The organism is Pseudomonas sp. GLN_2, from assembly GCF_043106005.1.
GTDB lineage: Bacteria > Pseudomonadota > Gammaproteobacteria > Pseudomonadales > Pseudomonadaceae > Aquipseudomonas > Aquipseudomonas alloputida.
In genome coordinates, this window is the sequence record NZ_JBICMC010000090.1 from 13722 (window position 1) to 27557 (window position 13836).

General features: G+C 61.6%; 13 protein-coding genes. 10 read left to right on the plus strand and 3 right to left on the minus strand.

Annotated elements, in window-relative coordinates:
• Positions 1-86: 86 nt before the first annotated feature.
• Complete coding sequence (locus tag ACF8Q6_RS22295; RefSeq protein WP_088512938.1) at positions 87-2351, plus strand: bifunctional diguanylate cyclase/phosphodiesterase; 2265 nt, start codon at positions 87-89, stop codon at positions 2349-2351.
• On the opposite strand, the gene ACF8Q6_RS22300 is transcribed toward ACF8Q6_RS22295, so the two are convergent.
• On the minus strand, positions 2251-3138 hold the full coding sequence (locus ACF8Q6_RS22300; RefSeq protein WP_012051428.1) for an NAD(P)-dependent oxidoreductase: 888 nt from the start codon (positions 3136-3138) through the stop codon (positions 2251-2253). The two genes, ACF8Q6_RS22295 and ACF8Q6_RS22300, sit on opposite strands and share 101 nt — an antisense overlap.
• Positions 3139-3330: 192 nt before the next feature.
• Positions 3331-3642 (minus strand): DUF2288 domain-containing protein, encoded by a 312-nt coding sequence (locus tag ACF8Q6_RS22305; RefSeq protein WP_012051427.1) that lies wholly within the window; start codon positions 3640-3642, stop codon positions 3331-3333.
• A 360-nt stretch (positions 3643-4002) separates the two neighbouring features.
• Between ACF8Q6_RS22305 and ACF8Q6_RS22310 the strand changes: the two genes are divergently transcribed.
• From ACF8Q6_RS22310 to nhaA, 8 genes are all read left to right on the plus strand, one after another.
• Positions 4003-5118: a branched-chain amino acid ABC transporter substrate-binding protein gene (locus tag ACF8Q6_RS22310; RefSeq protein WP_010952299.1), complete on the plus strand. Its 1116-nt coding sequence runs from the start codon at positions 4003-4005 to the stop codon at positions 5116-5118.
• Positions 5119-5303: 185 nt separating this feature from the next.
• Positions 5304-6227 (plus strand): high-affinity branched-chain amino acid ABC transporter permease LivH, encoded by a 924-nt coding sequence (livH, locus tag ACF8Q6_RS22315; RefSeq protein ID WP_003254876.1) that lies wholly within the window; start codon positions 5304-5306, stop codon positions 6225-6227.
• Entirely contained in the window at positions 6224-7480 is a 1257-nt protein-coding gene (locus ACF8Q6_RS22320) for a high-affinity branched-chain amino acid ABC transporter permease LivM (RefSeq protein WP_003254877.1), read from the plus strand. The genes livH and ACF8Q6_RS22320 overlap by 4 nt, the downstream gene beginning before the upstream one ends.
• Positions 7477-8244, plus strand: a complete 768-nt coding sequence (livG, locus tag ACF8Q6_RS22325; protein WP_003254878.1) for a high-affinity branched-chain amino acid ABC transporter ATP-binding protein LivG — start codon at positions 7477-7479, stop codon at positions 8242-8244. Before ACF8Q6_RS22320 ends, livG begins: the two co-directional genes overlap by 4 nt.
• The gene (locus tag ACF8Q6_RS22330; RefSeq protein ID WP_003254879.1) at positions 8245-8946 is read left to right on the plus strand and encodes an ABC transporter ATP-binding protein; all 702 of its coding nucleotides are present in this window, start codon (positions 8245-8247) and stop codon (positions 8944-8946) included.
• 88 nt (positions 8947-9034) lie between these two features.
• The gene (locus ACF8Q6_RS22335) at positions 9035-9709 is read left to right on the plus strand and encodes a COG3650 family protein (protein WP_003254880.1); all 675 of its coding nucleotides are present in this window, start codon (positions 9035-9037) and stop codon (positions 9707-9709) included.
• Between the two features lie 103 nt (positions 9710-9812).
• Complete coding sequence (locus ACF8Q6_RS22340) at positions 9813-11420, plus strand: NAD(P)/FAD-dependent oxidoreductase (RefSeq protein WP_003254881.1); 1608 nt, start codon at positions 9813-9815, stop codon at positions 11418-11420.
• Positions 11421-11703: 283 nt separating this feature from the next.
• Positions 11704-12897 (plus strand): Na+/H+ antiporter NhaA, encoded by a 1194-nt coding sequence (gene nhaA / locus ACF8Q6_RS22345; RefSeq protein WP_392490484.1) that lies wholly within the window; start codon positions 11704-11706, stop codon positions 12895-12897.
• A gap of 69 nt (positions 12898-12966) precedes the next feature.
• Here nhaA and ACF8Q6_RS22350 read toward each other — a convergent pair whose 3' ends face one another.
• On the minus strand, positions 12967-13431 hold the full coding sequence (locus ACF8Q6_RS22350; RefSeq protein ID WP_003254883.1) for a glycine zipper 2TM domain-containing protein: 465 nt from the start codon (positions 13429-13431) through the stop codon (positions 12967-12969).
• 147 nt (positions 13432-13578) lie between these two features.
• Between ACF8Q6_RS22350 and ACF8Q6_RS22355 the strand changes: the two genes are divergently transcribed.
• On the plus strand, positions 13579-13812 hold the full coding sequence (locus tag ACF8Q6_RS22355) for a hypothetical protein (RefSeq protein ID WP_003254884.1): 234 nt from the start codon (positions 13579-13581) through the stop codon (positions 13810-13812).
• Positions 13813-13836 lie beyond the last annotated feature (24 nt).

The window sequence follows — 13836 nt, forward strand, 5'->3', positions numbered from 1 at the left end:
CTTAAGTACTCCTTCCTATACTGCCTCTGGACAGTCTGCACAGGGTTGTAGCGCAGACGAGTGAAAACTCGATCAAGAGGCATTCCATGGAATGGCTGGGGCTGCAACTGTTCGCCGATCTTCCCGCAACCGGGCGCATCGTCATCGACTGCCGTCATGAACCGCTCTTGGTTCTGCTCGCCTATTTCGTTGCTTGCGCGGCCTGTTTCGCCACCCTCGACATGGCCGAGCGCCAGTCCCACAGCGACGACCCCACCGCCCACAGGCAATGGAACATGCTCGGAGCCTGCTGCCTGGCAGGCGGCATATGGGCCATGCACTTCATCAGCATGCTGGCCTTTCGGGCCCCGGTAGAAGTGCACTACGACGTATCCCTGACCATTCTTTCGCTGCTCATCGCACTGGGCGTGGCCTGGCTGGCCATGCACAGCCTCGAACGCAGCAAGATGCGCGCGCACCACTGTGTGCCGAGCGCAGGACTGATCGGCCTGGGCATCATCCTCATGCATTTTGTCGGCATGGCCGCGATGGAAACGGGTGCCCGCCAGTACTACCAAACCGGCTTGCTACTTGCCTCTGCCGCCATTGCCCTGCTCACCGCCCTGACCTCGCTGTACCTGGCCCGCTACTTGCGCAATGGCAGCGGCACCCTGTACCAGGCCATGAAGTACGGCGCCAGCCTGCTGATGGCGGGCGGCATCGTCGCCACTCATTTCACCGCGATGTCGGCCATGACCTTGGTCATCCCTGCCGATACCGCACTGCGCCTGCCGTCTGGCGACAACAGCCTGCAGCTGGGACTGGGCATCGGCTTCATCACCCTGCTGATCAGTGGCGCCAGCATCAGCGCCGCACTGGCCGACAAGAAGCTGCAAAGCAAGGAGCACGACCTGCGCCGGGTCAGCGTACTGCTCAGCCAACTGGACCAGGCCCGCGCTTCGCTGCAGCAGGCGGCGCACTATGATGCCCTGACCAACCTGCTCAACCGCCGCGGATTCAACCAGGTATTCGCCGAGCGCCTGGTCGAAACTCAGGCCAGCGAAAACCGCCTGGCCGTGATGTTCCTCGACATCGACCATTTCAAGCGCATCAACGACAGCCTCGGCCACGACGCCGGTGACGAGCTGCTCAAGGTAATCGCCCACCACATCAAGGCCGCTACCCGCAGCCACGACCTGGTTGCGCGTTTTGGTGGCGACGAGTTCTGCGTGGTCACCAGCCTGAACAGCCGCGACGAAGCCCGCCACCTGGCCCAGCGCATCATGCAACGGATGAAAGACCCCATCGACCTGGGCGGACGGCGCATGGTCATGACCACCAGCATTGGTATAAGTATCTTCCCAGACGATGGCGGCACAGCCGAAGAGTTGCTCAAGCATGCCGACCTGGCCCTCTACCAATCCAAGGACAACGGACGCAACAGCCTGAATTTCTTCAATGACAGCCTGAAGGCTCGCGCGTCGATCGCCTTGCAACTGGAAGAAGAGCTGCGCCTGGCGCTGCTTGAAGAGCGCGGGCTGTGTGTGCACTACCAGCCGATTTTCGACCAGCGCAGCGGGCAAGTGGCCAAACTGGAAGCGCTGGTACGCTGGCAGCATCCTCAACATGGCCTGCTCGGGCCCGACCGTTTTGTCGGCATTGCCGAAGCCAACGGCCTGATCATCGACCTGGACCTGTGGGTGCTGCGCCACGCCTGTGCCGACCTGGCCCACTTACAGCGCCACGGCTACGACGAGGTCCAGGTCACGGTCAATTGCTCGGCAGTCACCCTTAGCCACGACGAACTGCCCAACGAAGTTGAAAAGGCACTGTTCCACGCCGGCCTTGCGCCGCGCCACCTGGAGCTGGAAGTGACCGAAAACGCCCTGGTGGGCGATATCCAGCGCACGGTCAGCCTGCTCAAACGCGTCCGGGCCTTGGGGGTGACACTTTCGATCGATGATTTTGGTACCGGCTACTCCTCACTGGCCTACCTCAAGCGCCTGCCATTGGATGTGCTGAAGATTGACCGCACCTTTCTGCAGGATGTACCAGGCAGCCAGAAAGACCGCGAAATTGTCCAGGCGATCATCGCCATGGCGCATACCCTGCACCTGCGGGTAGTCAGCGAGGGCGTGGAAACCGCCGAACAGCGGGCGTTCCTCGAAAGCCATGGCTGCGACTACCTGCAGGGGTACCTGTTGGGGCACCCCGTACCGCTGGCCGAGTTGCGCCCACTGCTGGAGCGGTTGCAGCGCCAGAGCGGCCGGATCACACCTTGTTGCGGTACAGCTCAACCAGGGTCGCCGGATCTTTTTGCAGGTAACCCTGGCTACCGTGCAAGCGCATCAGTTGCGCGGCAAGGCCACTGAGTGGCGTCGCCGAGCCTTGCTCGCGGGAAAACTTGACCGCGCCATCGAGGTCCTTGAGCAGCGTGCGGACGTGCCACTTGATTGGCTCGAAGCGGCTCTCGGCCATTTGCGGCGCAAGAATCTGCAATGGCTTGGAATCGGCAAAGCCACCCGCCAGCGCTTCAGCGATCAGCGTCGCGTCCACGCCCGACTGTTCGGCCAATGCCACCACTTCTGCAATTACCAGGGCATTGCACGCTACAATCATCTGGTTGCAAGCCTTGGTCACCTGCCCCGTGCCCACCGCGCCCATATGCGTCACGCGCTGACCAAGCACCTGCAGCACCGGGCGTGCACGCTGCAGATCGGCCGCTTCACCGCCCACCATGATCGCCAGCGTGCCCGCTTCGGCACCGGGCGTACCGCCAGAGACAGGTGCATCCAGCCAGGCCATGCCGCACAGTGCTGCCAGTTCGGCAGCCATTTCACGAGTGGCGGTGGGTTCCAGGCTGGAGAAATCGATCAGCAACTGGCCGCTGCGCCCGCCCTGGGCAATGCCTTGCTCGCCAAACACCACCTCACGCACCACCGCCGTGTCGGCCAGGCACAGTAGTACCATGTCGCTGTCACGGCACAATTCGGCCGGGCTGCTGGCCAGGCGCGCGCCAGCAGCGACCAGTGCGGCGCACTTGTCCGGGCTGCGGTTCCATACCGTCAGCGGATAACCCGCTGCCAGCAGGCGGCGGCACATGGGCAGGCCCATCAGGCCGATGCCGGCGAATCCAAGCGAAGGTAGTGCAGTGCTCATCGATAAACTCCTGACTGATTCGAACATTTCCCAGGCGGGCTACGATTCCGTTGGCGCCTGGCAGAACGGCGGCCACATTACGCATCCCGTAAACTGTTACCGCCACGCCGAATTGTTACTTCCCTCTACCCGCCTTGATCGCTTTCAAGCACCAAAACGGAGCTGGTGCGTATTTTTGCGCACCAAAAAAGATCACGCTTCTTCCTGGCCCTTCACCTGTATCACGATGAACGGCGAAACCACCACCGCCCAGATCTCTGGGTCGCGGCTTTGCAGGTCCAATGCCTGCTCGGCCGACACCGGCCCAACAGTGCCATCACTACGCCACTTGGCGAAGATCTCGCTGCGATTCTCGGCCATCGCCTCAGCAACGGCGATCAGGTCAAGGCTAGGGTCGACCCAAATCAGGTCACCCTTGGCCCAAAAACGCTCCAGCGCTTTCCACTCGATGATTGCCGTCTCGCCAAGCAATTTGGCATAGAGGGTGCTTGTTTGATCAGTCATGGGTGGTATCCGCAAAAAATCGGTCAATAAAAAAGGCCGGCATTTTTGCAGAAAAACCCGGTTTCAAATATGTAATTTGGTCGATTGGCCCCGAAGTTGTGGGACGGGGTCGCAGATGCAGGCAGTTTGATGGCGCCTTTCTGTATCTTTCTGTCGATCAAGCGACAACGCAGGAAAGACGCACTTTTCGACCGCTTTTCAAGCGCTCGAACAGCGCTCTACACTGTACCGGTACAGTTCCGGGACATGTTCCGGGGGAAGGTGGGCTAGCGCGTTGGCATGGCCACGCCGCAAATCCCGCCCGGTCTGTAGCCCTGGCCGCCAGGACTATAAGAATTACAACAGAATGAGTGGAGCACTATGATCAAGATTTCCAAGCTGTTCGCCGCAATGGTACTGGCCGGGGTAGCCAGCCATTCGTTTGCCGCCGATACCATCAAGATCGGCATCGCCGGTCCCAAGACGGGTCCTGTGACCCAGTACGGCGACATGCAGTTCATCGGCGCCAAGCAAGCCATCAAGGATATCAACGCCGCGGGCGGCGTGGATGGCAAGATGCTCGAAGCCAAGGAATACGACGACGCCTGCGACCCTAAACAGGCCGTGGCAGTCGCCAACAAAGTGGTCAACGACGGCGTCAAGTTCGTGGTCGGCCACCTGTGCTCCAGCTCCACCCAGCCTGCGTCCGACATCTACGAAGACGAAGGCGTGATCATGATCACCCCGGCCGCCACTTCGCCGGAAATCACCGCCCGTGGCTACAAGCTGATCTTCCGCACCATCGGCCTGGACAGCGCCCAGGGCCCGGCCGCCGGCAACTACATCGCCGACCACGTCAAGCCGAAGGTCGTTGCCGTCCTGCACGACAAGCAGCAGTACGGTGAAGGCATCGCCACCGCCGTCAAGCAGACCCTGGAAAGCAAGGGCACCAAGGTTGCCGTGTTCGAAGGCCTGAACGCGGGTGACAAGGACTTCTCCTCGATCATCCAGAAGCTCAAGCAGAACAATGTCGACTTCGTCTACTACGGCGGCTACCACCCAGAACTGGGCCTGATCCTGCGCCAGGCTCAGGAAAAAGGCCTGAAAGCCAAGTTCATGGGTCCGGAAGGCGTGGGTAACGACTCCATTTCGCAGATCGCCCAGAACGCTTCCGAAGGCCTGCTGGTCACCCTGCCGAAATCGTTCGACGCAGACCCGGCGAACAAGAAGATCGTCGACGCCATCAAGGCTGACGGCAAGGACCCAAGTGGCCCGTTCGTATTCCCTGCCTACTCGGCTGTCGAGCTGATCGCTCAAGGCATCAAGAAAGCCGGTTCCGATGATACCGACAAGGTGGCCGAGGCCATCCACAAAGGCACCTTCAAGACCCCGACCGGCGACCTGTCGTTCGACGACAAAGGCGACCTGAAAGACTTCAAGTTCGTGGTCTACGAATGGCACTTCGGCAAGCCGAAGACCGAAGTCTCCCCTCAGTAACTGCGTGACTAATAGCTGACCTACGAGCCCACTGTGCGAGCAGTGGGCTTCGTTTTATGAGGTTCATGGGCCCGATCCCCGCGATCCGGGGGCAGGTTCACCTGAAAATCTTAAAACCGTCACCCGCGGTTTCCTGGCCGTACCCCTGCCAGTGAAATGCAAATCAGGTTTTTAGGAGCGCTGTAATGCCTGAGATCTACCATTTCTTCCAACAACTGGTTAATGGATTGACCATCGGCAGCACCTATGCCTTGATCGCCATCGGCTACACGATGGTGTACGGCATCATTGGCATGATCAACTTCGCCCACGGCGAGGTGTACATGATCGGTTCCTACGTGGCCTTCATTGCCCTGGCGGGCCTGGCCATGATGGGTATCCATTCGCTGCCGATCCTGATGACCGTCGCCTTCGTCGCGACGATCTTCGTCACCAGTGCCTATGGCTACAGCATCGAACGGGTTGCCTACCGCCCCCTGCGCAACAGCAACCGTCTGATCCCGCTGATTTCCGCCATCGGCATGTCGATTTTCCTGCAGAACACGGTCTTGCTTTCGCAGGACTCCAAGGACAAGTCCATCCCCAACCTGATCCCCGGGAGTTTCTCCTTCGGGCCAGGCGGTGCTGAAGAAGTACTGATCAGCTACATGCAAGTCCTGGTGTTCGTCGTCACCCTGGTGGCCATGACCCTGCTCACCCTGTTCATCTCTCGTTCCCGCCTGGGCCGCGCCTGCCGCGCCTGTGCCGAGGACATCAAGATGGCCAACCTGCTGGGCATCAACACCAACAACATCATCGCCCTCACCTTCGTCATCGGTGCCGCCCTGGCTGCCGTGGCGGCCGTGCTGCTGAGCATGCAGTACGGGGTGATCAACCCCAACGCCGGTTTCCTGGTGGGCCTGAAGGCTTTCACCGCGGCGGTACTGGGTGGCATCGGCAGCATCCCGGGCGCCATGCTCGGCGGGCTGGTGCTGGGCGTGGCCGAAGCGTTCGGTGCCGATATCTTCGGCGACCAGTACAAGGACGTGGTGGCATTCGGCTTGTTGGTTCTTGTCCTGCTATTCCGGCCGACCGGCATCCTGGGCCGCCCGGAGGTTGAAAAAGTATGAACAGAAATCTCAAACAGGCGTTCTTCAGCGCCTTGCTGGTCTGGGCCGTGGCCTTCCCGGTACTGGGCCTGAAACTGAGCATCGACGGCATCAGCCTGGTCGTGCACAGTCAGGGCTCGTTCACCATCAGCATCATCGCCGTCTGTTCGGTGCTGATGTTCCTGCGCGTGCTGTTCGACAAGCAGTGGAGTTCGGTGATGGGCCGCCGATCGGATCGCAAGCTGATCCCCCCGGCAGTCAGCAACTACCTCACCCTGCCCAAGACCCAGCGCTACGTCATCATCGGGTTGATCGTAATGGCACTGGTATGGCCGTTTTTCGGTTCTCGCGGTGCGGTCGACATCGCCACGCTGATCCTGATCTACGTGTTGCTGGGCCTGGGCCTGAACATCGTGGTCGGCCTGGCGGGCCTGCTCGACCTCGGCTACGTAGGCTTCTATGCCGTCGGTGCCTACAGCTACGCCATGCTCTCGCATTACCTGGGCTGGAGCTTCTGGGTGTGCCTGCCGATTGCCGGCCTGATGGCTGCCACGTTCGGCTTCCTGCTCGGCTTTCCGGTGCTGCGCCTGCGTGGTGACTACCTGGCGATCGTGACCCTCGGTTTCGGTGAGATCATCCGCCTGTTCCTGCGTAACCTCACCGATTGGACCGGTGGTCCCAACGGCATCAGCAACATCCCCAAGCCGGAGTTCTTCGGCCTGACCTTCGAACGCCGTGCGGCCGAGGGCATGCAGACCTTCCACGAGTTCTTCGGGCTGCAATACAACTCGATCAACAAGGTCATCTTCCTGTACCTGGTGGCCCTGCTGCTGGCCCTGCTGGCGTTGTTCGTGATCAACCGCCTGCTGCGCATGCCGATCGGCCGCGCCTGGGAAGCCCTGCGTGAAGACGAGATCGCCTGCCGTGCACTGGGCCTGAACCCGACCGTGATCAAGCTCTCGGCATTCACCCTGGGTGCCTGCTTTGCCGGTTTCGCCGGCAGCTTCTTCGCCGCGCGCCAAGGCCTGGTGACGCCGGAGTCGTTCACCTTCATCGAGTCGGCGATCATCCTCGCCATCGTCGTGCTGGGTGGCATGGGTTCACAACTGGGCGTGATTCTCGCGGCCATCGTGATGATCCTGCTGCCTGAGCTGATGCGTGAGTTCAGCGAATACCGCATGCTGATGTTCGGTGCGCTGATGGTGTTGATGATGATCTGGCGTCCGCAAGGCCTGCTGCCTATGCAACGTCCACACATGGAGCTGCGTCGATGAGCCGCGAAATTCTGCAAGTCAGCGGCCTGAGCATGCGCTTCGGCGGCTTGTTGGCGGTCAACGGCGTGGCCCTGACCGTCAAGGAAAAACAGGTGGTGGCGTTGATCGGCCCGAACGGCGCCGGCAAGACCACCGTGTTCAACTGCCTGACCGGCTTCTACAAGCCCAGCGGCGGTACCATCCTGCTCGATGGCCAGCCGATTCAGGGCCTGGCCGGCCACCAGATCGCCCGCAAGGGCGTGGTGCGGACCTTCCAGAACGTGCGGCTGTTCAAGGAAATGACCGCACTGGAAAACCTGCTGATCGCCCAGCACCGCCACCTCAACACCAACTTCTTCGCCGGCCTGTTCAAGACCCCGAGCTTCCGCCGCAGCGAGAAGGAGGCCATGGAACGCGCGCAGTACTGGCTGGAGAAGGTCAACCTGACCGAGTTCGCCAACCGTACGGCCGGCACCCTCGCCTACGGGCAGCAACGCCGCCTCGAAATTGCCCGCTGCATGATGACCCAGCCACGCATCATCATGCTCGATGAACCGGCAGCCGGCCTGAACCCGAAGGAAACCGAAGACCTCAAGGCTCTGATCGCCTACCTGCGTGAGTCGCACAACGTCACCGTGCTGCTGATCGAGCACGACATGAAGCTGGTGATGAGCATTTCCGACCATATCGTGGTGATCAACCAGGGTACCCCCCTGGCCCATGGCACGCCGGAGGAGATCCGCGACAACCCTGACGTGATCAAAGCCTACCTGGGGGAAGCGTAAATGCTGAAGTTCGAAAACGTTTCCACTTTCTACGGCAAGATCCAGGCGCTGCACAGCGTCAACGTGGAGATCAACCAGGGCGAGATCGTCACCCTGATCGGCGCCAACGGTGCCGGCAAGTCGACCTTGCTGATGACCCTGTGCGGTTCGCCGCAGGCGCACAGCGGCAGCATCAAGTACCTGGGTGAAGAGCTGGTCGGCCAGCCGTCCTCGCACATCATGCGCAAGAGCATCGCGGTAGTGCCGGAAGGCCGCCGCGTGTTCGCTCGCCTGACGGTCGAGGAAAACCTGGCCATGGGCGGTTTCTTCACCGACAAGGGCGACTATCAGGAGCAACTGGACAAGGTCCTGCAACTGTTCCCGCGCCTGAAAGAGCGTTACATCCAGCGCGGCGGCACCATGTCCGGTGGCGAGCAGCAGATGCTGGCCATCGGCCGGGCGCTGATGAGCAAGCCCAAGCTGCTGCTGCTCGACGAGCCTTCGCTGGGCCTGGCGCCGATCATTATCCAGCAGATCTTCGACATCATCGAACAGCTACGCCGCGATGGCGTGACGGTGTTCCTGGTGGAGCAGAACGCCAACCAGGCGCTGAAGATCGCTGACCGGGCGTATGTGCTGGAGAACGGTCGGGTGGTGATGCAGGGCACCGGTGAGGCACTGCTGACCGACCCGAAGGTGCGCGATGCCTACCTGGGGGGTTGAATGAAAAAGGGCCTTCGGGCCCTTTTTTCTGCCCGCAGGACGTGTATCGTGGCCAGCTCTTTGGCAAAGATTCCCCGGAGCCCGCCCCATGCGCCTCACCCCTACCCTGCTGCTCAGTGCCCTGCTGCCGCTCTTCGCTGGCTGCCAGCTACTGGCCGAGCAGCCCCGTGACCCGAACATCGGCACCACACGCATGCAGGGCGAACTGAGCGCCAATGGCGGCCGCCTGTTGTTCAAGCCCTGCAGCGAAGCACGCCGCTTCGTGATCAACGACGTCGCCGGCACCGGCATCCTGCAGGAGTCCGCCAACCTGGCCAAGGACGCCAATGCCAAGTTGTTCGCCGACGTGCGCGGTCGCCTCACGGGCGCCAAGCAGGCCGACAACGACGGCCAGCTGGAAGTCAGCCGCCTGTACCGCCTGGAACCCTCCACCCGCGCTTGCGACGACCCCAACTTCAAGCAGCTGACCCTGCGCGCCAATGGCCATGAACCGGACTGGGACATCAAGGCCAGCGGCAAGGGCATGGTGCTCAACCGCATCGGCAAAGACCCGCTGCCTCTGCCATTTCTCGAAGAAGAAGTGCCCGGCGGCGGCCTGACCCTGACCAGCGAAGCCAACGGCCAGCACGTGGAACTGTGGGTCGCCCCGCAACGCTGCGTCGACAGTGCCACCGGCGCCATCCACCACCTGCGCGCCGAACTGCGCATCGACGGCCAGACCCTGCGCGGCTGCGGTTACTATGGTGGTGCGCGCGACAACTGATCACCGGGCGCTTTTATCCTGCCAGTCGGGGCGTCTAACAGCTTATACTTGGCGGTTTGTGTAAAGCCGCCGGCCGCCCATGGCCGGGATACTGGACCCTGCCATGCTACGAATCACCGAACTGAAGCTGCCCCTGGACCATCCCGACGAAGCGTTGCGCGAAGCCATCGTCCAGCGCCTGGGCATCCGCGACGAGCAACTGCTCAGCTTCAACCTGTTCAAGCGCAGCTACGATGCGCGCAAGAAGAACAGCGAACTGCTGTTCATCTACACCATCGACCTGGAAGCCAGCAACGAAGCCGAGCTGCTCAGCAAGTTCGCCGATGATCGCAACATCGGCCCAGCCCCCGACGTCACCTACAAGTTTGTTGGCCAGGCCCCGGCAGGCCTGCAGGAGCGCCCGATCGTGGTCGGTTTCGGCCCGTGCGGCATCTTTGCCGGCCTGTTGCTGGCACAAATGGGCTTCAAGCCGATCATCCTCGAACGCGGCAAGGAAGTGCGCCAGCGCACCAAGGACACCTGGGGCCTGTGGCGTAAAAGCGTGCTCAACCCTGAGTCCAACGTGCAGTTCGGTGAAGGCGGCGCCGGTACCTTCTCGGACGGCAAGCTGTACAGCCAGATCAAGGACCCGCAACACCACGGCCGCAAAGTGCTGGAAGAATTCGTCAAGGCCGGTGCGCCAGACGAAATCCTGTACATCAACAAGCCGCACATCGGCACCTTCCGCCTCACCGGCATGGTCGAACAGATGCGCCAGGACATGATCGCCCTGGGGGCCGACGTGCGCTTCCAGGAGAAGGTCACCGACCTGTTGATCGAAGATGGCCAACTGACCGGTGTAGTGCTTGAAAGCGGCGAGCAGTTGCACTCTCGCCATGTGGTATTGGCCCTGGGCCACAGCGCCCGCGACACCTTCCGCATGCTGCACGCCAAAGGTGTCTACATGGAAGCCAAGCCGTTCTCGGTGGGCTTCCGTATCGAGCACCCGCAAACGCTGATCGACAAGGCACGTCTGGGCAAGTACGCCGGCCACCCGAAACTGGGTGCCGCCGACTACAAGCTGGTTTACCACGCCAAGAATGGCCGCTCGGTATACAGCTTCTGCATGTGTCCGGGTGGCACCGTGGTCGCGGCCACCAGCGAGCCTGGGCGAGTCGTCACCAACGGCATGAGCCAGTATTCGCGTAACGAGCGCAACGCCAACTCCGGCATCGTCGTCGGCATCGACCCCGAGCGCGACTACCCGGGTGGCCCGTTGGCCGGTATCGAACTGCAGGAGCGCCTGGAAGCGCACGCCTATGTAATGGGCGGCAGCAACTACCAGGCACCGGCGCAACTGGTGGGTGACTTTGTCGCCGGCCGGCCCTCCACCGCACTGGGCAGTGTCGAGCCGTCCTACAAGCCGGGCGTGACCTTGGGTGACCTGGCGCCGAGCCTGCCGGACTTCGCCATCGAGGCGATTCGGGAGGCACTGCCGGCGTTCGACCGGCAGATCAAGGGCTATAACCTGCATGATGCGGTGTTAACCGGGATCGAGACGCGTACCTCGTCGCCACTGCGGATTACCCGCGGTGAGGATTACCAGAGCCTGAACCTCAAAGGGCTGTTCCCGGCGGGTGAAGGGGCCGGGTACGCGGGCGGGATCCTGTCAGCCGGTGTGGATGGCATTCGCATCGCAGAGGCGGTGGCGCGGGATATGCTCGGCCTCTGACTCTTTATCGACTGACAGGGCCTCTTCGCGGGTAAACCCGCTCCTACACGGAACAATGGCAATGGCCCCCTGTAGGAGCGGGTTTACCCGCGAAAGGGCCCGGTCCGGCATCAGACGATTCCAGCACCTACTCCAGACTTCCCCTCCCCCATCCTTCCCCAAATCCATCTAGGCTTGCCCCAGGCCTGCCAGCAACAACATATAACAAAAACGAATATGTTTTTTGTTTTAAGGAACATCGTCACAGGCTAGGGTGTACGCCCGCACCCTTCATAAACTGCTCATGGAGGGCCTACAGCCCGTGCGTAGCCTGTTTACCCGTTTCTTCCAGCTCGAAGCTGCCAGCGGCCTGCTGCTGATCGCCGCCGCCGTTCTGGCCCTGATCATCAACAACTCGCCACTGTCCGACCTGTACGGCGGCTTGCTCGACGTACCCGTCGCCGTCCAGGTCGGCGCGCTGAACATCGCCAAGCCATTGCTACTGTGGATCAACGACGGCCTGATGGCCCTGTTCTTCCTGCTCATCGGCCTGGAGGTCAAACGCGAGGTGGTCGACGGTCACCTGTCCAAGCCCTCACAAGTGATTCTGCCTGCCACCGCAGCCGTGGGCGGCATGGTGGTGCCAGCGTTGATCTACTGGTTCATCAACCGTGACAATCCTGCGGCCGTGGCAGGCTGGGCGATCCCTACCGCCACCGACATCGCCTTCGCCCTCGGCGTCCTGGCCCTGCTCGGCAAGCGCGTACCGGTGTCACTGAAGTTGTTCCTGATGACCCTGGCGATCATCGACGACCTGGGTGCGATCATTGTCATCGCCCTGTTCTACTCCGGCACCCTGTCGAGTGTGTCGCTGCTGCTGGCTGCGGCCTGTCTGCTGGTACTGGTGGCGATGAACCGGCTTGGCGTGATCAAGCTTGGACCCTACATGATCGTTGGCCTGATCCTGTGGGTCTGCGTGCTCAAGAGTGGCGTGCATGCCACCTTGGCCGGTGTCGCCCTGGCCTTTTGCATCCCGCTGCGTACACGCAATGCTGAGTCGTCGCCTCTTTTGGCGCTGGAACACGCCCTGCACCCTTGGGTGGCCTATGCCATCCTGCCCATTTTCGCCTTCGCCAATGCCGGCGTTTCGCTGGCAGGCATGACCCTAGACAGCTTCACCCACCCCGTGCCGATGGGCATCACGGTCGGCCTGTTGCTGGGCAAGACCGTGGGGGTGTTCGGCCTGACCTGGGTCGCGGTCAAGCTGCGCCTGGCCGCGCTGCCTGCGGGTGCGGGTTGGGGGCAAATTCTGGGGGTGGCGATACTCTGCGGCATTGGCTTCACCATGAGCCTGTTCGTAGGCTCGCTCGCCTTCGCCCCGGGTAGCAGTGAGTATGCTGGCATGGACCGCATGGGTATTCTTACTGGTTCGTTCTTTGCCGCGGTGATCGGCTACGCCGTCACCGCAATGGCCAGCCGCAAAACCAGCGCTGCCTGACTTGGCTGAAGCATGAAAAAACCCCGACTGGCAGCAGCCATGTCGGGGTTTTGTTTTACTGCGCTACGGTCAGTGCGAAACGCGGCTGGTACCGTCAACTGTCATGATGCGCACGCGCTCGCCAACGCGGAAGACTTCGTTCTCCTGCACGGCCTGCACATAGGCGCGCATGCTGCCATCATCTTCACGAACGGTAATTTCGACACCTTGAGTACGGGTCAGGCCTTCTTCTGCTGCGGAACCCGCCAAGCCACCGGCCACGGCACCGATCACGGCAGCCACGATGCTGCCACGGCCACCGCCCACGGCGCTGCCAGCTACGCCACCCACGATGGCACCGGCACCGCCGCCAATCGGGGTCTTGGTACCCTCGATCTTGACCGGACGCAGGGATTCGATGGTACCCATACGCACGGTTTGCACGCGGCGGGCTTCGTCACGAGAGTAGCTGTCACCGGTCAGGCTCGAGGCACAGCCCCCCAGCAGCAGCGACATGGTGGTAAAGGTCGCCACCAGCAAAGCGGATTTACGCATGGGTAAAGTCTCCATAAGTCAGGTGCTCATTAGACGCTGCACATTGACGGCTGTCACGGTACAAACGTAATAAAATTGTTTTCATTCAGCCGGGGTACAGCCTGCCGGGCTGTGTCGAAGGCCTTTCAAGTGAGACCAAGAATAGCCATGGATTACTTCATCGTCGTGGTCACCACCGTTACGGGACTGTATTTCCACTGGTGGTTGTATGTGCGCATGCGCCGCTGGATGGACCGCGACCTGGCGTTGTCGCTGGCAGGGGCCGATCCTGAAAAACGCGCGTTCATGCTGGAAAGGCTGGCGCAGGCGCGCCAGGAGAAGGTGGGGCGTAAGCAGCTGGCGGGGTGGTTGGAGCGCGAGGCGGCAGGTTATCCGGGGTAGCTTGATCAATGGCTGGGGCCGCTT

Bases quoted from the DNA above. Each gene is read 5' to 3' on its own strand.
- ACF8Q6_RS22295 (WP_088512938.1), top strand. From the start codon at position 87: ATGGAATGGCTGGGGCTGCAACTGTTCGCCGATCTTCCCGCAACCGGG.
- ACF8Q6_RS22320 (WP_003254877.1), top strand. From the start codon at position 6,224: ATGAACAGAAATCTCAAACAGGCGTTCTTCAGCGCCTTGCTGGTCTGG.
- ACF8Q6_RS22300 (WP_012051428.1), bottom strand. From the start codon at position 3,138: ATGAGCACTGCACTACCTTCGCTTGGATTCGCCGGCATCGGCCTGATG.
- ACF8Q6_RS22355 (WP_003254884.1), top strand. From the start codon at position 13,579: ATGGATTACTTCATCGTCGTGGTCACCACCGTTACGGGACTGTATTTC.
- livH (WP_003254876.1), top strand. From the start codon at position 5,304: ATGCCTGAGATCTACCATTTCTTCCAACAACTGGTTAATGGATTGACC.
- ACF8Q6_RS22340 (WP_003254881.1), top strand. From the start codon at position 9,813: ATGCTACGAATCACCGAACTGAAGCTGCCCCTGGACCATCCCGACGAA.
- ACF8Q6_RS22330 (WP_003254879.1), top strand. From the start codon at position 8,245: ATGCTGAAGTTCGAAAACGTTTCCACTTTCTACGGCAAGATCCAGGCG.
- nhaA (WP_392490484.1), top strand. From the start codon at position 11,704: ATGGAGGGCCTACAGCCCGTGCGTAGCCTGTTTACCCGTTTCTTCCAG.
- ACF8Q6_RS22305 (WP_012051427.1), bottom strand. From the start codon at position 3,642: ATGACTGATCAAACAAGCACCCTCTATGCCAAATTGCTTGGCGAGACG.
- livG (WP_003254878.1), top strand. From the start codon at position 7,477: ATGAGCCGCGAAATTCTGCAAGTCAGCGGCCTGAGCATGCGCTTCGGC.
- ACF8Q6_RS22310 (WP_010952299.1), top strand. From the start codon at position 4,003: ATGATCAAGATTTCCAAGCTGTTCGCCGCAATGGTACTGGCCGGGGTA.
- ACF8Q6_RS22335 (WP_003254880.1), top strand. From the start codon at position 9,035: ATGCGCCTCACCCCTACCCTGCTGCTCAGTGCCCTGCTGCCGCTCTTC.
- ACF8Q6_RS22350 (WP_003254883.1), bottom strand. From the start codon at position 13,431: ATGCGTAAATCCGCTTTGCTGGTGGCGACCTTTACCACCATGTCGCTG.